This is a genomic window from Flavobacterium poyangense, assembly GCF_011751075.1.
Lineage (GTDB): Bacteria > Bacteroidota > Bacteroidia > Flavobacteriales > Flavobacteriaceae > Flavobacterium > Flavobacterium poyangense.
This window is the reverse complement of the sequence record NZ_JAALLN010000024.1, coordinates 41,842-64,401: the sequence shown is the minus strand read 5'-3', so window position 1 is coordinate 64,401 and position 22,560 is coordinate 41,842. Positions and strand designations below refer to the sequence as shown.

The 22,560-nt window shown below is 33.8% G+C and carries 22 protein-coding genes; 15 read left to right on the top strand and 7 right to left on the bottom strand.

The annotated features are described in order from the left end of the window. Nucleotides 1-84 precede the first annotated feature (84 nt). Together G3A47_RS21245 and G3A47_RS21240 are read right to left on the bottom strand one after the other, a co-directional pair. Nucleotides 85-1,251: a hypothetical protein gene (locus tag G3A47_RS21245; RefSeq protein ID WP_166926085.1), complete on the bottom strand. Its 1,167-nt coding sequence runs from the start codon at nt 1,249-1,251 to the stop codon at nt 85-87. 166 nt (nt 1,252-1,417) lie between these two features. Then, nucleotides 1,418-1,768, bottom strand: coding sequence for a 4Fe-4S dicluster domain-containing protein (locus tag G3A47_RS21240; protein WP_166926083.1), 351 nt, complete (start codon nt 1,766-1,768; stop codon nt 1,418-1,420). Between the two features lie 135 nt (nt 1,769-1,903). On the opposite strand from G3A47_RS21240, the gene G3A47_RS21235 reads away from it, so the two are divergent. From G3A47_RS21235 to G3A47_RS21210, 6 genes are all read left to right on the top strand, one after another. Continuing rightward, entirely contained in the window at nt 1,904-2,968 is a 1,065-nt protein-coding gene (locus G3A47_RS21235; protein WP_166926081.1) for an acyl-CoA reductase, read from the top strand. Between the two features lie 94 nt (nt 2,969-3,062). Then, nucleotides 3,063-4,133: a 3-phosphoserine/phosphohydroxythreonine transaminase gene (gene serC / locus G3A47_RS21230; RefSeq protein ID WP_166926079.1), complete on the top strand. Its 1,071-nt coding sequence runs from the start codon at nt 3,063-3,065 to the stop codon at nt 4,131-4,133. A 124-nt stretch (nt 4,134-4,257) separates the two neighbouring features. Then, entirely contained in the window at nt 4,258-5,208 is a 951-nt protein-coding gene (locus G3A47_RS21225; protein WP_166926078.1) for a D-2-hydroxyacid dehydrogenase, read from the top strand. Nucleotides 5,209-5,312: 104 nt separating this feature from the next. Next, entirely contained in the window at nt 5,313-5,873 is a 561-nt protein-coding gene (locus G3A47_RS21220; RefSeq protein WP_166926076.1) for a hypothetical protein, read from the top strand. Nucleotides 5,874-6,073: 200 nt separating this feature from the next. Then, nucleotides 6,074-6,505 carry a DUF6146 family protein gene (locus G3A47_RS21215; RefSeq protein WP_166926074.1) on the top strand — a complete coding sequence of 144 codons (432 nt, stop codon included), beginning with the start codon at nt 6,074-6,076 and terminating at the stop codon, nt 6,503-6,505. A 33-nt stretch (nt 6,506-6,538) separates the two neighbouring features. Next, the gene (locus G3A47_RS21210) at nt 6,539-6,841 is read left to right on the top strand and encodes a DUF6787 family protein (protein ID WP_166926072.1); all 303 of its coding nucleotides are present in this window, start codon (nt 6,539-6,541) and stop codon (nt 6,839-6,841) included. A 7-nt stretch (nt 6,842-6,848) separates the two neighbouring features. On the opposite strand, the gene G3A47_RS21205 is transcribed toward G3A47_RS21210, so the two are convergent. Continuing rightward, nucleotides 6,849-7,139 (bottom strand): hypothetical protein, encoded by a 291-nt coding sequence (locus G3A47_RS21205; protein WP_166926070.1) that lies wholly within the window; start codon nt 7,137-7,139, stop codon nt 6,849-6,851. A 233-nt stretch (nt 7,140-7,372) separates the two neighbouring features. On the opposite strand from G3A47_RS21205, the gene G3A47_RS21200 reads away from it, so the two are divergent. Both G3A47_RS21200 and G3A47_RS21195 read left to right on the top strand, forming a co-directional pair. Next, nucleotides 7,373-8,038: an ABC transporter ATP-binding protein gene (locus G3A47_RS21200; RefSeq protein ID WP_166926068.1), complete on the top strand. Its 666-nt coding sequence runs from the start codon at nt 7,373-7,375 to the stop codon at nt 8,036-8,038. Nucleotides 8,039-8,113: 75 nt separating this feature from the next. Next, nucleotides 8,114-8,878, top strand: coding sequence for a TIGR02757 family protein (locus tag G3A47_RS21195; protein WP_166926091.1), 765 nt, complete (start codon nt 8,114-8,116; stop codon nt 8,876-8,878). Between the two features lie 275 nt (nt 8,879-9,153). Here G3A47_RS21195 and G3A47_RS21190 read toward each other — a convergent pair whose 3' ends face one another. From G3A47_RS21190 to G3A47_RS21180, 3 genes are all read right to left on the bottom strand, one after another. Further along, nucleotides 9,154-10,212: a serine hydrolase domain-containing protein gene (locus G3A47_RS21190; protein WP_166926066.1), complete on the bottom strand. Its 1,059-nt coding sequence runs from the start codon at nt 10,210-10,212 to the stop codon at nt 9,154-9,156. Nucleotides 10,213-10,351: 139 nt separating this feature from the next. Beyond that, nucleotides 10,352-11,506: a helix-turn-helix domain-containing protein gene (locus tag G3A47_RS21185; protein ID WP_166926064.1), complete on the bottom strand. Its 1,155-nt coding sequence runs from the start codon at nt 11,504-11,506 to the stop codon at nt 10,352-10,354. 782 nt (nt 11,507-12,288) lie between these two features. Next, entirely contained in the window at nt 12,289-12,756 is a 468-nt protein-coding gene (locus G3A47_RS21180) for a hypothetical protein (RefSeq protein WP_166926062.1), read from the bottom strand. A gap of 659 nt (nt 12,757-13,415) precedes the next feature. On the opposite strand from G3A47_RS21180, the gene G3A47_RS21175 reads away from it, so the two are divergent. Then, on the top strand, nt 13,416-14,768 hold the full coding sequence (locus G3A47_RS21175; protein WP_166926060.1) for a DEAD/DEAH box helicase: 1,353 nt from the start codon (nt 13,416-13,418) through the stop codon (nt 14,766-14,768). 355 nt (nt 14,769-15,123) lie between these two features. On the opposite strand, the gene G3A47_RS21170 is transcribed toward G3A47_RS21175, so the two are convergent. After that, complete coding sequence (locus tag G3A47_RS21170; RefSeq protein WP_166926058.1) at nt 15,124-16,236, bottom strand: lactonase family protein; 1,113 nt, start codon at nt 16,234-16,236, stop codon at nt 15,124-15,126. A gap of 281 nt (nt 16,237-16,517) precedes the next feature. Between G3A47_RS21170 and G3A47_RS21165 the strand changes: the two genes are divergently transcribed. From G3A47_RS21165 to G3A47_RS21140, 6 genes are all read left to right on the top strand, one after another. Then, nucleotides 16,518-18,446: a vWA domain-containing protein gene (locus G3A47_RS21165; RefSeq protein WP_166926056.1), complete on the top strand. Its 1,929-nt coding sequence runs from the start codon at nt 16,518-16,520 to the stop codon at nt 18,444-18,446. Between the two features lie 149 nt (nt 18,447-18,595). Next, nucleotides 18,596-19,852 (top strand): dihydroorotase, encoded by a 1,257-nt coding sequence (locus tag G3A47_RS21160; protein ID WP_166926054.1) that lies wholly within the window; start codon nt 18,596-18,598, stop codon nt 19,850-19,852. A 5-nt stretch (nt 19,853-19,857) separates the two neighbouring features. Next, nucleotides 19,858-20,184, top strand: coding sequence for a hypothetical protein (locus G3A47_RS21155; RefSeq protein WP_166926052.1), 327 nt, complete (start codon nt 19,858-19,860; stop codon nt 20,182-20,184). A 131-nt stretch (nt 20,185-20,315) separates the two neighbouring features. Further along, entirely contained in the window at nt 20,316-20,963 is a 648-nt protein-coding gene (locus G3A47_RS21150) for an alpha/beta hydrolase (protein WP_166926050.1), read from the top strand. Between the two features lie 104 nt (nt 20,964-21,067). Then, nucleotides 21,068-21,727: a hypothetical protein gene (locus G3A47_RS21145; protein WP_166926049.1), complete on the top strand. Its 660-nt coding sequence runs from the start codon at nt 21,068-21,070 to the stop codon at nt 21,725-21,727. A 72-nt stretch (nt 21,728-21,799) separates the two neighbouring features. After that, nucleotides 21,800-22,372 (top strand): cysteine hydrolase family protein, encoded by a 573-nt coding sequence (locus G3A47_RS21140; protein ID WP_166926047.1) that lies wholly within the window; start codon nt 21,800-21,802, stop codon nt 22,370-22,372. Nucleotides 22,373-22,560: the final 188 nt, after the last annotated feature.

The window sequence follows — 22,560 nt, the reverse complement described above, 5'->3', positions numbered from 1 at the left end:
ACTGGAACAGAACGAATTCTATTCCAGTTTAATTATTTTAAAATATTAATCCAGTCAACCTTTTTCAGGACTACTCATATATTTTTAAAATTTAAAATCCAATGCGCTGATCAGTACTTTTTCTTCTTCAGTAGCTGTAAATCCTGAAATGTCCCAATAATTGGTCAGAATCTTATTTCGTTTATTAAACAGCGTTTTCTCTTTAAAAACATCACTATCGCTATAACTAAACTTTTGTTTATTGAAATTTGTCGTTACAAAATGATTACGAACCTGAATGTTTTTAACTTTTTTATCTTTCAGAACAAGATCATAAGCAATCTCTTCATTCGAACTCAATAAATAATAATCTAAACCATCGAGCCTGTAATTTACTTTTACAACCGATTTTGTAATATTCTTAGCACCAACAGTTGTATCATCTACTTTTTGGGCTAATATCCCCGGACTAATACTAATCGAGAACTCCATAATTACTTTTTTTACCGGATCGTAAACAATTTCGAAATTATCTACCGCAATTTTAGCTTTATCCCTAGGACTAACATTCATTATATAATAGTCTGCATTAGAAGGATGCCCTTTGGTAATAAAATCATATTCTTTTTTTGCTTTTGAATTTAAGAGAGGATCCAAATAACTTAAATTTGAATAGTTCTCCATGATATTATTCAAATTGTATCCTTTTAAATCAGCACTTACATCGTTTTCCAATAAACCATACGAGCGATTTTGCTCTACCAGTAATGTAGTATTCACTTTTTTCTGATTCACAGCAAACTGAAAATTCACAAGTCCATCATTATAATACGAATATTTATTATCAAGACTGAAAAATTCCCTCACATACACTTTTAACCGATAAGGCATCGCCAGTTTTTTTCTTGAGCTCGAAATAATCTTTTGCAGTGTTTTTTGAGGTGACTCTTTAGACAAAACAATTTCATCTAATTTACTATGCCTGCTTTTTAAATAAACAACAAAGCCGCTTTCTTTTAAAACAGTCCATCGAACGGTTAAACTTTCGTGATCTGCTTCTGAAACCTGAACATTTGTAGCACCGTTAACTATAAAAGTAACTTTACCTTCTTCATTACTTAATAAAATTTGCTTGGTTTTCATAATCACAACCGATACGTTTTCTATAGGCAACTGTGTCTCAAGGTCCTTTACCACAATAGAATATTCTGTGTTTTGAGCTAAAACACCAACACTAAAGAATACAAAAAACAGAAGTAAAAATCTCCTCATAGGCAGTTTTTAAGATTATCCAACAAATGTTAAAAAAATTTGCCAAATTAACTAAATTAAATCCTTAAATTCCAATACAATACAAAAACAAAATAAGAAATAGCTTGTAAAAAAAAATCCTAAGTTCAAAACTTAGGATTTTTCTTGTATTTAAAACTTATAAGAACTATTCGTTATGCAAAAATGCCTGACGCGCTAATAAGGTTTCATCATCTTCTACATGATTATCATCCGGTACACAACAATCAACCGGGCATACAGCAGCACACTGAGGTTCGTCATGAAAACCTTTACATTCTGTACATTTCCCCGGAACGATGTAATATACTTCGTCAGAAATTGGAGTTTGCGCATCATCGGCATCCACTTCAGTTCCATCCGGTAAAATTATCTTTCCTGACAGGCTTGTACCATCTTTGTATCTCCAATCATCCGCTCCTTCATAAATTGCTGTATTTGGGCATTCCGGTTCGCAGGCCCCACAGTTAATACATTCGTCGGTTATAATTATTGCCATTTTTATAGTAGTTACGAGTTAAAAGTTACAAGCCTAGAAATAATCTGTATAAGATTTTATTCTCCTTTGCCTTATAACTTAATATAGCTTATTTTTGTGCAAAATTACAATCAAAACAATTCATAAACAAACATTATGACATTAGAAACAAAAAAAAGTGTTTTTGTTGAATTAGGAAAATTCTTAGCGCAATTTTCTGAAAAGGAAACAACTAAAAAATCGGATGTTTTGCACAACGATTTATTTTTTGATGATTTCGAAAAACTGATTCACTTATCGCAATCTCATAATGGCTGGTATACTCCCGAACAGGTTTATTTTGCCGTTCAATCCTGGGCAGCTGCTTTAACAGAAGAAAACATTACAAAATGGCTTTCTTCTTATGCTTTAGACTCTACTCAAAATGACAAAACCGTAGCTTTGATATTAGCCGGAAATATACCATTGGTCGGTTTTCATGATTTTTTATCTGTTTTAATAACAGGAAATCGTGCTATTGTAAAAACATCTTCCAACGACCAGCATTTATTGCCTTTTTTAGCAAAATACATTATTGCCGTTAACCCTGATTTCAAAGATAAAATCACTTTTGTTGAAGGAAAATTAGAAAACTTTGATACTGTAATTGCCACAGGAAGTAATAATACCGCTCGTTATTTTGAATATTATTTTAAAGACAAGCCATCGATTATTCGAAAAAACAGAAATTCGGTTGCTGTTTTAAACGGAAAAGAAACCAAAGAGCAATTAGAAGCTTTAGGGGAAGATATTTTCAGATATTTTGGTCTGGGATGTCGCAATGTTTCAAAACTTTTTGTGCCAAAAGGATATTCTTTTGATGCTTTTTTTGAAGCCATTTTCAAGTATCAGGATGTGATACATTACGAAAAATACGCAAACAACTACGACTACAACAAAGCTGTGTTTTTAATGAGCAATTTTAAATTACTCGATAATGGTTTCCTGACCATCAAAGAAGACTCAAGTTACGCCTCTCCTATTTCGAGTGTTTTTTATGAATTCTACGACAATATTGAAGATTTAGAAAAACGTCTTCAGGCTGATGCTGAGCAAATTCAGTGTATCGTTAGCAACGATTTACTGAAAAACAGCATTACTTTCGGGCAAACACAAAATCCGCAACTGTGGGATTATGCAGATAACGTAGATACTATAACGTTTTTGTTAACAACAAATTAAAAAAATGTTTAATTATTTTCAATAATTTATCGCTTTTTCAGCTCCTATTGCCGAAATTTGCTTCTTTTAAAATTCTCGACTATTAAAAACAACCATGAAAAAACACAACTACAGCGCAGGACCAAGTATCTTACCTCAAGAAGTTTTTGAGAAGGCATCACAAGCAATTTTAAATTTTAATGATTCAGGACTTTCTATTCTTGAAATCTCACACCGAAGCAAAGATTTTGTTGCTGTAATGGAAGAAGCTCGTTCGCTTGCTTTGGAATTACTTGGACTTCAGGGAAAAGGGTACCAAGCCTTATTTTTACAAGGTGGTGCCAGTACCGCATTCTTAATGGCTCCGTATAATTTGATGAAAGAAAACGGAAAAGCCGCTTATTTAGATTCCGGAACCTGGGCAGCAGCTGCGATAAAAGAAGCCAAAAATTTTGGAGAAACAATTGTTGTTGGTTCGTCAAAAGAAGAAAATTACAACCATATTTCAAAAGGTTACGAAATACCAACTGATTCAGATTATTTTCACTGCACCAGTAACAATACCATTTTTGGAACTCAAATGAATGAATTCCCAACTACAAACGTTCCTGTAGTTTGCGATATGAGTTCAGATATTTTTTCACGTGATTTAGATTTCTCTAAATTTGACCTAATTTATGCCGGAGCTCAAAAAAACATGGGGCCTGCAGGAACAACTCTGGTTGTGGTTAAAGAAGAAATTTTAGAAAAAACCGGAAGAACAATCCCAAGTATGTTAGATTACGCGAAACATATTAAAGCAGAAAGTATGTACAATACTCCACCTGTTTTTGCTGTTTATGTATCGCTATTGACTTTACAATGGATTAAAAGTAAAGGTGGTGTTGCAGCCGTTGAAAAATTAAACGATGCAAAAGCTGCTTTGCTTTATGCTGAAATCGACAGAAACCCATTATTCAAAGGAGCAGCAGCCGTTGAAGATCGTTCTAAAATGAATGTTACTTTCCTTTTAAACAATCCGGATCACGCAGCCACTTTTGATGCTTTATGGAAAGAAGCTAATATCTCAGGATTACCGGGTCACCGTTCTGTGGGTGGTTACAGAGCTTCTATTTACAATGCTATGCCGATCGAAAGTGTTCAGGTTTTAGTAGATGTAATGAAGGCACTTGAAAGTAAAGTTTAATCGTTGATTTGGTTAACTGTTTAATCGAAAAAATGTTTGCTTTAAAATAGAAAAAAGAAAATCGTAATAACTGGTTCATCGAATAAACAAATTGACGATTAACCACATAAACAAAATACCTAAAATGAAAGTATTAGCCAATGACGGAATTTCTAAAAGTGGAATTCTAGCTTTAGAGAAAGGTGGATTTGAAGTTATAACTACAAAAGTAGCACAAGAACAAGTAGCTAATTTTGTAAACGAAAACAATGTAAGCGTAGTTTTAGTTCGTAGTGCGACTAAAGTTCGTAAAGATATTATCGATGCCTGTCCGGGTCTTAAAATTATTGGACGTGGCGGTGTTGGTATGGACAATATTGATGTTGATTATGCTAAAAGCAAAGGCATTCATGTTATAAATACCCCAGCTTCATCATCAGAATCTGTGGCGGAATTAGTGTTTGGACACTTGTTCAGCGGTGTTCGTTTTCTACACGATTCCAACAGAAATATGCCTCTTGAAGGGGATACAAATTTTGACGGTTTGAAAAAAGCCTATGCAAATGGTATCGAACTAAGAGGAAAAACATTAGGAATTGTAGGTATTGGCCGTATCGGTCAGGCTACTGCAAAAATGGCGTTAGGTTTAGGGATGAAAGTTATCGCTGCAGATAGCTTTATTCCGACAGTAGATATCAAAGTGGAGTTTTTTGACGGTCAGTCTATCACTACAACAATTGTTTCTCAATCTTTAGAGTCTTTATTTAAAGAAGCAGATTTTATTACTTTACACGTTCCTGCTCAGGATGGTTACATCATCGGAGAAAAAGAGCTTGCAATCATGAAAGACGGTGTTGGAATTGTAAACTGTGCACGTGGAGGAGTTATTGATGAGGTAGCACTTGTAAAAGCATTAGATTCAGGAAAAGTTTCTTTTGCAGGATTAGATGTTTTTGAAAGCGAGCCAAAACCGGAAATGACTATTTTAATGCATTCTAAAATTTCATTGACGCCACATATCGGAGCGGCAACAGGAGAAGCACAAGACAGAATTGGTACAGAACTAGCTTCACAAATTATTACTTTGTTAAGCTAATTAACTACAATTAAATATCTTAAAAGGGATTTATTAACATCGTTTAATAAATCCCTTTATTTTTTTCATTAAATTTGAGGATACCAATTCAAAAAAAATTAATCATGTTCGAACAATTAACACAATTAGTACAACAATATGGAGGCGATGCAGTTGTAAACAACAGCGCTGTTCCAAATGAGCATAACGAAGCTGTAGTAGCAGAAGCAGGTAATTCTATATTTGCAGGATTGCAAAAAATTGCTTCAGAAGGTGGTGCCGAACAACTGGCAGGTTTATTTAACGGAAGTTCTCCAATAGACAGTTCAAATCCCGTTGTACAACAAATAACACAACAACTAAGTGGTAGTCTTGGCGAGAAATTCGGACTCAGTAGCGCTGACTCTTCCGGTGTTGCTTCTAATATGATTCCACAAGTATTGAATTCTTTGGTAAATAAAGCAAAAGATCCAAATGACAGCAGTTTTCAGATTTCAGATATCATCAATTCAATTGCAGGAAACAGTGGTCAGGCATCCGGAATCATGGATACCATTTCTAAGTACGGAATGCAATTTGGCTTAGACCAAAATGCCGACGGAAAAGTTGATATCGCCGATGCGGTAGCTATTACCCAAAGCAAAGGTGGTATTTCAGGCCTGCTAGGAAAATTGTTTGGAAAATAGGTTTCTTTGTGAAGGCTCAAAGACACAAAGGTCCAAAGTTCTTCCCTTTATAATCATTCTTAAAATTATAAAAAGGCTGTTTATTTCAGAATAAACAGCTTTTTCATTTTCAACAAAACCTTTGAACCTTTGCAACTCTGTACCTTTGAACCTCGCTTCCTTCACTTTTTTTCCGTAAATTTATAGTCAAAGAAAAAGTCATGAAAAATGCTGTTTACATCCTGATCATTTTAGGTACTATTATAGCCTGCTCAACTGCTAAAACTAACACAACTGAGCCCGTAAATAAAAATGTGGCATTAAGTGATACGGTCAGAATTGCGAATGATTCTTTAGAATACGAAGTTATTATTATCGACAACGGATTTAGTTTATGGTTAGCCTCCCGAGCCTATCCTCGACATTATTATTCGCAAAGTTACCTCGAGACTAAAAACAGACTTTACATAACCGAATGGAATAATCGTGTTTTACAACCGCAACGTTACAGTCCTAATTTGTACGAAATGAACATTAATTACAATCCTACAATCGATTATGGATATGAAGTAAACTACCTTATCTATAATTACATGATTTATTTTCAAAATACTTATAAACAAAAGCTTTGGGGGTATGTTCCGTCCAGATAATGTTGTTATATTTGTAATTGTTATAAATAAAGGATGAAGAGATTAAAAGAACGTTGGGGCATTACCTCAAACCTACAAGCCATAATCATACTTACCGTTTTTGCCATTACAGGATCATCTTCTGCATGGCTTTCTAAACCCTTTTGTGTACTATTGGGAATTACAAAAGAAGATTTCGGAGGTTGGTTTACACTAATCCGTTTAATTATTATTTTTCCAATTTATCAGGTGCTATTGGTTGCAATAGGTGCTCTTTTTGGGCAATTCCGTTTCTTTTGGAATTTCGAAAAGAAAATGCTCAAAAATATGGGATTGGGCTTTTTGTTTAAAGATTAAACAGTCGCTACTTCTTTTTCTGAATGTAATAGGTATAAATCCACGTAAGTGTAAACGACGGAATAATATCTGTACCCGGTAAAATCTCTTCCAAAAACGCAAAAAAACCAGCCACTTTCCCTACCCTGCCTTTGTACATATACGTCATTAAAAAACCGGCTAGCGGCGCCCAGATAACATCGGTAAATTCTGCCAGAATCGGTACGAAAAAAGAAAGCATCCCGATCGTATCAAAAAGCAGCCCCAGAAGCAGTTTTCTCTGTTTTTCTTCTTTTATAATAATTTCTTCCGTTTTCATTTCCTTTTATTTTTTTCTTGTTACTGCAAATAGTACACCAAAATCTCCGTCAATGTGAATACGCTTTTCAAATGCGGCCCCAAATCTCACATCTCACATCTCACAACTTAAAATTACTTAATAAATATAAAAAAAACTTCAATAACTCTTCATAAATCATTCTTCATAAAATTCTGTTACAACCCATTTTAATATCGACAGAATCTTTGTTTCTTTGTAGAAACAGTTTCTTAATGATACACGCAAAAAACATACATAAATTCTACGATCAGCTTGAGGTTTTAAAAGGAGTTGATTTGCATATAAAAAAAGGAGAGATTGTTTCTATTGTCGGAGCATCAGGAGCCGGAAAAACGACACTTTTGCAAATTTTAGGAACACTTGACAAACCTTCTAAATCAAAAACTGAAACTTCATTAACCATAAATGGAGAAAATATTTTAGGCCTTAACGATAAAGCATTGTCTAAATTCAGAAATTTGAACTTGGGTTTTATTTTTCAGTTTCACCAGCTTTTACCTGAATTTACAGCATTAGAAAACGTGTGTATTCCCGCTTACATTGCAGGTAAAAAGCCTTCAGAAACAGAAGCAGAAGCCAAAAAACTATTAGATTATTTGGGACTATCGCACCGAATCAACCATAAACCAAACGAACTATCCGGAGGAGAACAACAGCGTGTAGCCGTTGCCAGAGCCTTAATAAACAAACCCGATGTAATTTTTGCTGATGAACCATCAGGAAATCTGGACACCCATTCTGCCGAAAATTTACATCAATTGTTTTTTCAGCTTCGTGATGAATTTGGTCAGACTTTCGTAATCGTTACCCACAACGAAGAGTTAGCCAATATGGCAGACAGAAAACTGATAATGGTTGACGGTTTGATTAGCAATTAGAAGTTAATCAATTCGCTTTACTATTGTCTTCCTGTCAACAGGATTTTACGCATTTCAAGAATTTTCATTTCAATGATGAACCAAAAAGAGCTCAAAGAATTTCTCGACGAAAAAGTCATTCAATACAACAATCTCGATTTTATCGAAAGTGACCCGGTACAGATTCCGCATTTATTCACTCAAAAAGAAGATATCGAAATTGCCGGTTTCCTGAGTGCTACTATCGCCTGGGGAAATCGCAAAATGATTATCAAAAACTCACATACCATGATGGAATTAATGGGGAATACGCCCTATGATTTTGTCATGTCACATACTGAAGAAGATTTAGAAAGATTAGAGAATTTTGTACATCGTACATTCAATGGAAAAGACTTGACCGGTTTTATAAAAGGATTGCAAAACATTTATAAAAACCACAACGGACTTGAAGCTGTTTTTGCTAAAAATCAGGAAAAAGACAATCTACAGAAAAGTATTCATGAGTTTAAAAAAGTCTTTTTTGAAATTGATCATTTGCCACGAACACAAAAACACATTTCAGATCCTTTAAACAATTCGGCAGCAAAAAGAATTAACATGTACCTGCGTTGGATGGTACGTCAGGATACAAAAGGTGTTGATCTGGGCATCTGGAAAAGCATTTCACCAGCCGCTTTATCCTGTCCGTTAGATGTGCATTCGGGCAATGTTGCCCGAAAATTGGGTATTCTAACCCGAAAACAAAACGATGGTAAGGCTTTAACCGAATTAGATTTTAAACTCAGAAAAATGGATGCTTCAGACCCCGTAAAATATGATTTTGCTCTCTTCGGATTGGGGGTTTTTGAAGGGTTTTAAGATAATTAAGTATTAATATAAAAATCTCAACTAACTCTGTGTTTATTTAACCGCGAAGTTCGCGAAGCTGCAGGAGATAACTTTAACGATAAAGCTTTGCGAACTCCTATGCTTGTCAAGATTTTTTTTCACGCAGATTTAGCAGATTTATTTAGATTATTTTACAAAGACAACAAAACAAAAATATCAGCTAAATCTGCTAAATCTGCGTGAAAAAAACTTTTCTTTGCGGTTAAGAAAAGAAAAAGTCTTACACCAACTCTTATCTTAAAAGATTATTTCAAAACAGAATCACAAATTTCATTCAGCAAGTTTTGTCTCATTTTGGAGTTTCTTTGATTCAGTAGTATGATAATACCCCAATTCTCAGCTCTGTTGTAAGCTATAATCGAAGATTGTCCCATAGAATCTCCTGTTTTGATATAAAGTGTCTTTTTTTCGTCTGTACCGATATTTATTCCTAAGCCTAATTCTCTTTTTTCATCTTTATAGTAAATCTTTTCTGTAATTAAAGCTGCTTTACCAATTGTAGTTTCTTTATTTAAAACTGCTTTTAAATATGTAACCATATCAGAAGCACTTGATTTTATTAATCCGGCAGGTGCTGTAACATTCCATTTAAAGAATTCCTGACTACCACCATTTGGGTTATGACCTGTCGTTCTGTTTTTTACATTAAAATCTTTAGTTAATGTATTGGTCAGCTGTAAAGGCTCTATTATTTTATTTCTTAAGATTTCATCGTAGCTCTTACCATATACCTTTTCCAGTATTTGTCCAAGCAAAGTAATGCCGATTGTCGAATAACGGTATTTACCATAATCAGTTAATTCATTACAATTGTTAACTAATGTTGCCAATGTTTTTTCAGTCACACTGTTTATGGGCTGTTGAGGATCTAATTCGATTAACTTTGCAAAATCAATATCGGGTAAACCTGACTGATGTGATGCTAAATCAGAAATTTTGATTTTGTTTTTAAGATTTTTACTTAATACGTATTCTTTAGGAAGATAGCTGTCGATAAAATCGTCTACTTTAATTTTATGATCATTGGCTGCCTGTGCAATTAAGTTTGAGGTTACAATTTTAGTGATCGATGCAATTTCGAAGATGGAATTTTTGTTTATTTCAATTTGACTTTCTTCGTTTAAATTGCCATAAGCCGTATAGTATTCTTCATTGTTTTTGATAAGACCAACGCTAATACCAACATTTGGATTCTTCTTGTAATTATCTTTTATTATCGAATCAATCTTTCTGGAAATGTCTTGTCCGAAAGAAAAGTTGCTAACTAATACTACTACTGCTAAAAATTTTACTGTGGTTTTCATTGTATCGTGTTTTTGATTAAAAATTTATTTCGATACAAAAATGTGATGAATACGAACGCTATGCGACCGAATAAAAATACTCGAACGCATTTGTCAAAAAAAATAAGTACGAATAAATTAAAAACACTAGTACGAGTAATTACAAAGCACTGTTTTGCAAATTTTTACGATAGGCAGTTGGCGTATTACCCGTATGTTTTTTGAAGGCAGTATTAAAAGATGATTTTGAATTAAAACCTACATCATACAGAATTTCTAAAATAGTTACCTTATTTTTTGTAGTATCTTTTAGAATATCCATAGCATTCTCTATCCGATAAGAGTTCACAAAATCGTAAAAATGCTGATCTAACTTATGATTAATTAAAAGAGATAAGTCCCGAACAGGAATTTTAATTCCCACAGAAATATCCTGAATAGTTATCGAAGGATTAAGAAATGGTTTTTCATCAGTCATAAATTTCTTTAATTTTATCAACTCTTCGCTATATTCTTTTTCATTGACATCAACTTGTTCACTCTTCTTTTCTTCTAAAATAATATCGGAAACCAATTTTAGTTTTGAATCAATACTTCTAAACAAACCGGGATTGTTTAATGCTTTAAACAGATACCAACAAGTGATAGGTACCTGAAATACCAGAATACTAATTTTTATTCCTTCGGAGATATTTGGATAGTCTGAAAACTTCAAGATGTTTTTTACGAAAACAATTAAATACAAAGTGGCCAGTACCATTGTAAACTGAAACAACCAATTATACAATTTAATACTAGTACCCGCGTAATTTTCAAGATATAGTTTTTTTGCCTTCCGTAACAGAGTAAAAACGGCAATAAAATAGCCCACTGCCTGAAGTTGAAAAAGAATATGATTAAACTGAAGCTCTATACTAGTTTGACGATTAGTTAGTAGATTAATTTTAGCATCAAGATCTACCGCATAAAAGCGAGGCACTAAAACCAGATTCGCAATTAAAAACGGAAGCAGATGCAGTAAATGTTTTGGTTTAATCTTAAAATCCGAATAACAAACAGATAATACATAGAGGTAAAAAACAGGTATTTGCAAAAAACAAAGTAAATTTCTTAGCATTTCAAAATTTGAAACTCCACTAATTATTAAATCAAACAAGGTTCCACTGGTATCAATTGCGGTTAATAACAGAAAAAAGGCAAAAAGAGAATTACTTACTTTGTGTTTTGTTTTTACCGTTACGAGAAAAAACGCCAGAAATAATAGAATAAACAAAGAAATTACAGTTAAAATAGTTAATACATTAATCTTATCCATTTATTATTTTCTTTTGGTTTTGTTACGATTTATAATTAATTAGCAATACTTTACAACCTAGGAAACACAGGAACTTTATTACCTGAATATTACAAAGCCGTTGCTTTCAAACTTACAAAAAACTTTTATATAAAGTATATCAAAGCGCTTCTATCAAGTTGAAATGACACGCTTAAGGAAATTTGTAGCGATTTGTCTTTCCGGTACGAGGAATCGCACCAGTAATTCGACAAAGATTGGTGATTCACTTCTCGGAGTTTCGTGTGTGACTTCTCCTGCGTCGAAGTAACAGAAGTAGAGGGGTTGGGTTACTAAAAACAGTAAGTCTCACAAATCTGCGCACAGTATGTCATTCCGAAGAATGAGGAATCACACACGCAACTCGTCAAAGATTGGCAAAATTCTGCATAGAACTTCCATGACGATTCTTTATTCTTTATTCTTCAGGATTGACATTATTGTGTAAATATCTGTCTATACTTAAAATACATTAATTTCTACTTAAATTAAACGTGACAGGTTTTAAAAACCTGTCACGTTTGTTGTTTAGGATTATCTATTATTTTAATTTGTTTTTTCAACTCAGGAGATATAATCGATAGTGGGGAAATGAAGTAAATCACTTTAGAAACCCCAACCAGAATGTCGCCAACCTTTGTCTAAGTTGAGATGTGATTTCTCCTTCGCCGAAATTAACACGTTGGAAGAATTAAGTGGTGAATTTGGATTTACATAGCTACTTTAGTTTTTAATTTTTGCATTATTCATTGTTATAATACTCCCTAATATTGCTCTTCTGTTATTATTTCAAAAACATTTTCTTCTGAATTAATTTTTATGAGTGGAAAACTTGGATCATTTTCCCCTGTCAAAATAATTTGTTTTTTCAAAGTTGAACTTACTTTCGTCATAAAGGATAGAATACTTTCAAAGTCTTCATTAGTTTTGATCTCACTTGGTACAATATCAAATTCAATTTCATCAATAAAAAAAAAGTAACAGTTTATTTTTACATTGCCAATTTCGATTGAAACCGTCGAAAATTCAACTTCCCCAGTCTCGTCTTCTAAAAATTTATAAGCTTTCTCTTTGTTAATTTTCTTTCCAAAAAAAGAACTCAAATTATATTCAAAATTTAGCAAATCAATTAATTTCCCCCAATCATCTAAAGAAGTATTATGAACATAAATATCTCTTAATGTGCCGTCAGACTTAAAAATCCAATTAATATTTTCCCAAATATAATTCATATCATTTCTTATAATATTGATTGACAATAGCTTCTTATACAAATCAGTAGTACTCTAATCTAAAGAGATACTTTTTTTCTTCGAGCACTACATATTTTAAGCCAATTTCTATCTTCCTTAAATTTTATTCGACCAAAAATATTCAAAAAATAATGCAACACGGCAAGATGAAACTTTATTTCTTAAATACTTTTAATAATTCAAATACTACCTACAATTATGACTTACTAATACATTAAAGATTTCTTTATCTAAGTTGGTTGATTTGTTTTGATCAATTGAATTAATCGCTTGGTTTGTCATTCCGAAGAAGGAGGAATCACACAAGAAACTCCATACAGAATTTTGCCAATCTTTGTCGAATTACTCGTGTGATTTCTCCTGCGTCGAAATGACACGCTGGAAGAATTAAGTAGTGATTTGTTCCTTCTGTCGCTTGTAACCCGAGTGATAATGAATAGACGAAAATAAATGACACGCTTGGGCAAAAACAAGCCTTCCCCTCCCTAAAATAGCGTATTACACCCTTTACTCTTTATGTTTTTGAAAACCCTAATCACTGAAAATCAAACAATTAAATAGCTGAATTTCTCGAATCATTTGATAATCTAACAATCAAACCGTTATTTTAACGTACATTTGCACAAAATTTAATGTAAATGAGCACTTTCGAACAATTCAATCTTCCAAAATCACTTCAAAAAGCAATAGACGAATTAGGTTTCGTGAAGCCTACTCCTATTCAGGAAAAAACGTTCTCTGTGATTATGTCAGGTCGCGATATGATGGGAATTGCGCAAACAGGTACCGGTAAAACATTTGCTTACTTGTTGCCTCTTTTAAAATTATATAAATTTACCCCAACCAATACGCCAAAGATCGTAGTACTGGTTCCAACCCGTGAACTTGTTGTTCAGGTGGTAGAAGAAATAGAGAAATTAACCAAATACATGTCGGTTAAAACACTTGGAATTTTTGGTGGTGTAAACATTAACACACAGAAAAAAGCCGTTTACGAAGGAGTTGATATTTTAGTTGGAACTCCGGGTAGAACAATGGATTTGGCTTTGGACGCTGTTGTACGTTTTGATGAAACTCAGAAATTAGTTATTGACGAGTTTGACGAAATGCTGAATTTAGGTTTCCGTACACAATTGACCGCTCTTTTGGCGATGATGAAAACCAAACGTCAGAATATTTTATTCTCTGCAACCATGACCGACGAAGTTGATGCTGTTTTGAATGACTTTTTTGACTTTCCGGAAGAGGTTACATTAGCCGCTTCAGGAACTCCCCTTGAAAAAATCACACAGATTACTTATAATGTTCCTAACTTTAATACCAAAGTTAACTTACTGAAACACTTATTAGAAACAGACGAAAGCATGGAACGTGTTTTGGTTTTTGTGAATAATAAAAAGATTTCGGACATGCTTCACACTCGAATTGAAGAACATTTCGAAGGTCAGTTTGGAGTAATTCACTCAAACAAATCTCAAAATTACCGTTTGAGTACCATGGCAGAGTTTCAGGAAGGAAATCTACGCGGATTGATCACCACAGATATCATGGCAAGAGGTTTGGATATCTCAAACATCTCGCATGTTATCAACTTTGAACTTCCGGAATTTCCAGAATTGTACATGCACAGAATTGGTCGTACAGGTCGTGCTGATGCAACCGGGACCGCTATCAGTTTCATATCGCCTCGCGAAGAAGAATTTAAAGTAGAAGCGGAAATTCTAATGAATCAGGAGCTTGAAATTGCTGATTTCCCTGAAGAAGTTGAGATATCTGAGAAATTAATCGAACCTGAAAAAGACCGTCAGCCAATTAAATTCTTAACGAAAAAACCAAAACTTACAGGAGATGGTGCTTTTCATGAAAAAATCAAGAAAAATAAAAAAGTAAATCTTGGAGGTCCTTCAAAAACCAAAAAGAAAACACATGGTTCGGTTAATAGAAACATGTTGAAGACTAGAGACAAAAAGAGAAAAGATCAGAATAAATAGATTTCTTTTTTTTTGAGATACAAAGGCTCAAAGGTGCAGAGGTTCAAAGGTCTTTATAAACTTGGCACACTGTATCTTTGAGCTTTTTTACATTATAAGTTTGAAACTTTTTTACTTAGAAACTCAGAACTTCTATCGAACAGCAAAGTCCTTCGACTTCGCTCAGGAGAACACTCTTTTGACTTCGCTCAGAGTGACAAACCAGATTATTCCGGAAGACTCGTGATTTATTTGAAAAATTAGAAAAAACTTAAGGCCTTTACTACTTAGAAACTCAGAACCTTTGTTCCTTTGTTCCTTTGTTCCTTTGTTCCTTTGTTCCTTTGTTCCTTTGTTCCTTTGAACCTCCAAAAACCTAGATCTTTGTAAAAAGCAACCCAACCGGTGAACACAATTCGATTTTCTTTCCGGTGGCTGTAAGTTTTCCTGTTGCTTTATCTCTTTTAAAAACAACTATATCATTTGTATACTGATGCCCTGCCAAAAGATAATTTCCTGTTGGATCAATAGCAAAATCTCTTGGTCCTTTTCCTAAAGTGCTTACTTGTTCTACTTTTTCAAGGCCTCCGTTTTTAAGAATCTTGTAAACTATGATTGCATTTACGTCTACACGGTCTGATACATATAAAAATTTTCCGTCAGGCGAAATTTTTATGGCTGCTGCTCCGGTACCACCTTTGAAGTCCTTTGCCAGAATACTTGTTTCTGCAATTACTTTTAAACTTCCATTTTTATTATAAGATAAAGTAGTCAGCGTTCCGTCTAATTCCTGAACCAAATAAACCAATTTACCGTCTTTACTAAAAGTTAAATGTCTTGGGCCACTTCCGGCTTTCACATTGACACTTCCTTTTAAAGTTAATATTTTGTTCTTAGAATCTGGATTGTACTGATAAACGAAAACTTTATCCAGGCCTAAATCAGCAGACAAAACATATTTTTTATCAGGAGAAAAACAAACCATATGCACATGCGCCTTTTCCTGACGTGCAACATTGATTCCCTTTCCTTCGTGTTGAATTACTTGTTGCCCTTCGGTAATACTTCCGTCAGGTTTTTTTTTGAACACTGTGATATTTCCACCAGAATAATTCGCAGTAATTACGTTTTTAGCATCTGTAATTAAGTGGCAAGGATCTGCTCCTAACGCATCGCTTTTATTGATAAAATTAACTTTTCCGCTCGCTGAATCATAACCAAAAGCACTCACCGTACTTTGAGTTCCATTTTCGTTTACGGCATAAATAAACTTATTATCCGCCGAAACTGACAAATAACTTGGACTCAAAACATTCTCTGAAGACCCCTTTAACTTAAAATTTCCCGAATCTGCATTAAATTCGTAAACATAAATTCCGTTACTCGGACAAGTATTAGTGTAGGTTCCTACCAATAAATTAAATTTATTCTGAGCCTGTGAACTTGTAAAAACCAACACTGCCCAAAACAACATATATACTCTTTTCATTTTTTATTTTTTTGAATCCGGCTAAAATACTCAATATTCCCAACAGACCATTTTATTTTTATTACAAATGAATTTTTAAAAGTTACATTTTTCACAGAATCTCTATTTTTTAAAACCATATAAGTTATATAAGTAAATTTAAGTTTTACGTAGCTGCCTTTTAACACACAGCAATTACATGAACTTATATAACTTATATGGTTAAAATAAAAAAACAAATTTGTATTTTTGACCAGCATCTTCACGAAAAATCAAACGTAGTGAAGTAAATCGAAGCCAGAATGCATTTTAAACACCCTGAAATTCTATACTTTCTGTTTCTGTTGATTGTTCCAATTTTGGTACATTTATTTCAATTACGACGTTTTAAAACCTCTTATTTTACTAACGTTCGCTTCTTAAAAGAACTTTCTATACAAACCCGAAAAAGTTCGAAAATCAAAAAAAGATTATTACTAGCAACCCGATTGTTACTGTTGGCTTTTGCCATTTTTGCTTTTGCTCAGCCTTTTTTTGAAGCAAAAGACAGTAAAAATGCAACAAACGAAATGTATATTGTTTTGGACAATTCTTTTAGTATGCAGGCCAAAGGAAAAAAAGGAGAACTATTGAAGCGTGCGGTTCAGGAATTACTTGAAAACACGCCAGAAACAGCGCAATTTTCGCTACTCACCAATACCGAAAACTTTTGGAATACCGACATTAAATCATCTAAAAGTGCTTTACAAAATTTAAACTACAGCGCCACTCCGTTTGAACTTTCTTCTATACTGGCCAAAATAAAAGCACACAAATCTGCTCATAAAAAAGATATCGTCATTATTACAGATGCTGTTGGTTTGGCAGAAAAAGAGGTAAAAAATATTGATTTTGAAGAAAAACCATACTTCATAATTCCGGAAGCTGAACAAAAAAATAATGTCGCAATTGACAGCGTTTTTATCAATCAGACTTTAGAAAATTTTTACGAAATTGGCGTGAACCTCTCGGCTTACGGTGAGGATTTTAAGCCTGTTTCAATGGCTTTGTACAATCAGAATAAATTAATTGCCAAAACAATTATCAATTTTGACAACAAGAAAAAGAAAATCAATTTTACGATTCCAAAAGAGGCATTTCATGGTTATGTTACGATTGAAGATAATGGTTTGACGTATGACAACAAGCTTTATTTTAGCATTTCGAAAGCAAAAAAGACTAACGTAATTAGCATTGGTACAGCCGAAAAAAGCAACTTTTTATCCCGAATATATACCTCGCAAGAGTTCAATTACAACAATTACACTATTGGTAGTTTAGATTACAATAGCCTGGAAAAACAAAATACTATTATTCTAAACGAACTAGAAGAAATACCGCAAGCGCTGCAAACCACTTTAAAAGCATTTGTATCAAAAGGCGGTAATCTGGTAATCATTCCATCTGAAAAAACGTCTGTTACGAATTTGAATTCTTTTTTAAACAATTTTGGAAAAATTCAATTCAAAAATTTACAGAACACGAGTAAATTAATTACCAAAATAAACTTTGATCATCCTTTATTCTCGGGTGTTTTTGAAAATAAAATTAGTAATTTTCAATATCCGAAAACAGCTAAATCATTTGATATCTCGAGCCCATATCCGGCCGTTTTATCTTATGAAGACCAAAGTATATTTTTAACCATGGTTCAAAATCCGGTTTCGGGAGTTTCTGTTTTTTCAGCTCCGATTAATACGGAAAATTCAAACTTCCAGCAATCACCGTTGATTGTACCACTTTTTTACAAAATGGGGCAAAACAATCAAAAGACTGGAGTTAATGCCTTGACTATTGGTAATAATCAGCCCTATTTTGTAGATGTGCTATTGACAAAAGATGCGATTTTGGAAGTAAAAGGAAATGATGATTCTTTTATACCGATTCAACAGGTATTAAACAACAAAGTAAAATTAGTCTTCAATGATTTCCCTGAAACGGCCGGAAATTATAGCATTTTTGATAAAAAAAACTGGGTAGAAAACCTGAGTTTCAACTACAATCGAAGCGAAAGTGATTTAAGTCAGGTCCATACCAATCTGGTTTCCGATTATAAAACTGCCGATACGATTTCGACTATTTTTAACACCCTACAAACTGAGCGAACGGACAGCCAACTTTGGAAATGGTTTGTTATCTTTGCACTGTTATTTTTAGCATTAGAAATGGCCATTATCAAATTTGTGAAGTAATTCAGTATGTGATTTCTCCTTCGTCGAAATGACAGCTGCTAATACTATACTGCATTACTGCATGGAATATTGGATGCGATTTCTCCTTCGTCGAAATAACAAACAACACGATTAAAAAACAGCTCAGTACAAAATAAATTTATCTACATATGAAAATAATCATCAGAAGCGCCAAAATTATCGACTCTAAAAGTCCGTTTCACAACAAGACCGTTGATCTTTTAATTGCAGATGGTATTATAGAAAAAATAGGAACTTCAATTCCTGAGACTGCGGACGCCAAAGAAGTACAATTTGACAATCTGCACCTTTCGCAAGGCTGGTTCGACAGCAGTGTTTCTTTTGGAGAACCCGGTTACGAAGACAGAGAAACCATCGCAAACGGACTAACTGTTGCTGCCAAAAGTGGTTTTACAGGCGTTGCCTTACAACCGAACTCCTTCCCTATTATCGACAATCAATCGCAAATTAATTTTGTAAAAAGTAAAGCCATTGGTTTTGCTACAGAGCTTTTCCCAATCGGCGCTTTAACCAAAGCAAGCGAAGGAAAAGATATGGCAGAATTATTCGATATGAAAAAATCAGGTGCTGTAGCTTTTGGCGATTACAACAAAAGTCTGGACAATGCCAATTTGCTAAAAATCGCTTTACAATACGTACAGGATTTTGATGGTTTGGTACTGGCCTATTCCCAAGATGTTAACCTCAAAGGAAATGGTGTAGTAAACGAAGGAATCGTTTCAACAAAATTAGGTTTGAAAGGAATCCCAAATTTAGCCGAAGAATTACAAATTTCAAGAAATCTGTTTTTACTGGAGTATACCGGAGGAAAATTACATATCCCTACCGTTTCTACAGCAAAATCAGCTGCGATGATCAAAGAAGCAAAAGCAAAAGGACTTAATGTAACTTGTAGTGCCGCTGTTCATCATTTGGTTTTAAACGATGAAAAACTGGAAGGTTTTGACACACGTTATAAAGTAACTCCACCATTAAGGGCTGAAAGCGACAGAGCAGCTCTCGTAAATGCAGTTCTTGACGGAACTATCGATATGATTACTTCCGATCATAATCCGATTGATATTGAATTTAAGAAAATGGAATTCGATACAGCTAAAAACGGTACAATCGGACTTGAAAGTGCTTTTGGAGCCTTACTGACTGTTTTACCTCTTGAAATTATAGTTGAAAGGCTAACCCTTGGAAAAGCCGTTTTCGGAATTGATAACGAGGTCATTGCCGAAGGTTCTAAAGCTAATTTTACTTTTTTCACACCAGAAGGCCGTTCCACTTTCACAAAAGAAAACATCCTTTCAAAGTCTAAGAACTCTGCATTCTTAGGAACTGAAATAAAAGGAACCGTGTACGGTGTTTTAAATCAAAATCAACTTGTTATCACAAAATAATTACAATGAATAATTCAATCGAAGAGGGAAAAACAGCCGCAATTACCAGCTATATTTTAATCATTGGGGTGCTAATTGCCATGTCTATGAACTCGGAAAATAAAAATAGTTTTGCTTCGTTTCATATTCGTCAGGCTTTGGGATTGTCTTTGACCTTTATCTCTTTAGGAACGATCATCAGTAACTTTGACAGCTTTTTTATCACTTTCCCGATGTGGATTTGTATTTCTGTTCTGTGGGGTTATGGTATTTTTAGTGCTATCCAGGGACATACAAGGCCAATTCCTTTAGTTGGAGAACTTTTTCAAAAATGGTTTAAGTCTATTTCTTAGTTAAATTCCAAATTTTTAAAAATCCAAATTCCAATTGCTGTGGCAATTACAAATTATAATACTTTGTCGGACTCACTGAAGCTGATAACTAAAACTGAGACTGAGAGCCGAAACTGAAAACTTACACAAAAATGAATCTATCCCTAGAATACAAAATACAAGAACCAAAAGTTATTTTAGAAAAAAATCCGGTTTTACTTTTATTACACGGTTATGGCAGTAACGAAGCTGATTTATTTTCGTTTGCCACAGAACTTCCGGATCATTATTACATTATTTCTGCCAGAGCACCTTACGATATACAATATGGTGCCTATGCCTGGTATGCGATTAATTTTGATGCTGATCAGAACAAATTTTCTGATAACGAACAAGCCAAAACTTCACGTGATATCATCGCAATTTTCGTTGATGAGTTAATAGCTAACTATCCAATTGATGCCAATGATGTTACTTTAGTAGGGTTTAGCCAAGGTTCTATTTTGAGTTATGCGGTGGCACTATCGTATCCGGAAAAAATTCAAAAAGTAGTTGCGATGAGCGGTTATTTTAATTTCGAAATTATTAAAGAAGGTTTTGAGAAAAACGATTTCAAAAATCTAAAAATATTTGCTTCTCATGGCACCGTAGATCAGGTCATTCCGATTGACTGGGCCAGAAAAACACCTGCTGTTTTAGAAAAATTACAAATTCCTGCTGTTTATAAAGAATATCCTGTTGGACATGGTGTGGCTCCTCAGAATTTCTTTGATTTTAAGAATTGGTTGGCGATTGAGTAGTTTTTAGTGCCAATCGCAGTCACAATCTAAGAAAATAACTTAGTTGATTTTACAATTAACTATGAAAAACAACTGTTTTAAAAATTGCCCCTAATTTACCTCGAATGAATAAAAAATTACTCTTATTATTTTTCTTTAGTGTCCAAATTGGTTTTTCACAACAAATAGAATTTGGAGCAAATGTCAGTTATGGCTTTAGCAATATTGCCAATTCAAGAACAACTGAAGGGCGAGCCGTAATCGGAAATGCATTATGGAACATCAAAGAAGGTTTTTCTGTACTGTACTATTTTGGTGATCCTCATAAAAAAGTAACAAATGGTATTCACTTTGAATATGTAAATAGCACAAGAGGTTCTAAAAGCGATTCTTTTTCCAGAGCAAAATATACCATCAACTCGAAATCATTCAACCTGAATTATAGAAGAGCAGGTAGTCTCGGCAACAATTTTGGTATTTATGCAGATTTAGGTTTTGGCTATAATATCCTTGACAACACCAACAGCTACAAAGGCGAAGTAGATGAAACCGTAGCCTTTCCAAGAATCAAGGAAAATCTAATTATAAAAAATAATGAATTTACTTTTATATTTGCAATTGGAGCTGACAAACTAATCCTAAAGGACAATTTTGCTGTTTTTATTGAAATAAATGGTGAAGGTGGAATAACAACAATTAATAGCAATTCAGGATCTTATAGAACACAATCTCTTGGGTTTTCAACTGGAATACGATATATATTAAAAACAAAAAAGCAGCAATAAGGTAATAATGAGTTAATTTATATAAGAATATTTTTTTTGATACTCAGTCAAAACTTAAATTATTAAATCTATATGGTAACTACAAAACTCGAAAACCCCGCATTAATCTTAATCGACATTCAAAAAGGATTCGAAGATATCGCCTACTGGGGAGGAGACCGAAATAATGTTACTGCAGAACAAAAAGCCGGAGAACTTCTGGAAATCTGGAGAGGCAAAAATTTGCCGATTTTTCATGTACAGCATTGTTCTTCTAATCCGAATTCCATTTTGAATGCGACACATCCGGGCAATGATTTTCAGGATGTTGTAAAACCAATTGAGGGCGAAACCATCATCAAAAAAAATGTAAACAGTGCTTTTATCGGAACGAACTTAAAAGAGTTACTCGATACTGCAAAAATTACAAATCTTGTTATTGTAGGATTAACAACAGATCATTGTGTTTCAACTACCACAAGAATGGCCGGAAACTTTGGTTATACTGTGTACTTAGCTTCTGATGCAACAGCAACCTTCAATAAAAAAGGTATTAACGGAGAAGACTTCTCTGCAGAAATCATTCATCAAACCGCATTAGCAAGTTTAAACGAAGAATTCGCTCAAGTTGTAACGAGCGACTTTATTAAGCAATTAGTAAATTAAATCTAAAATCAGGATTAAGATATACCGTTTTTCTTAACCGCAAAGAGCACAAAGGATTACGCAAAGGTCGCTAAGCCCTGCGAACTTTGCGTAATTCTTTGCGGCCCTTGCGGTTAAACTTTTCTAACCACATCTAGTACTCAAGCTAAAGCAAGAGGCTATTCAAAATAAAAAGTGAGATGTAACTT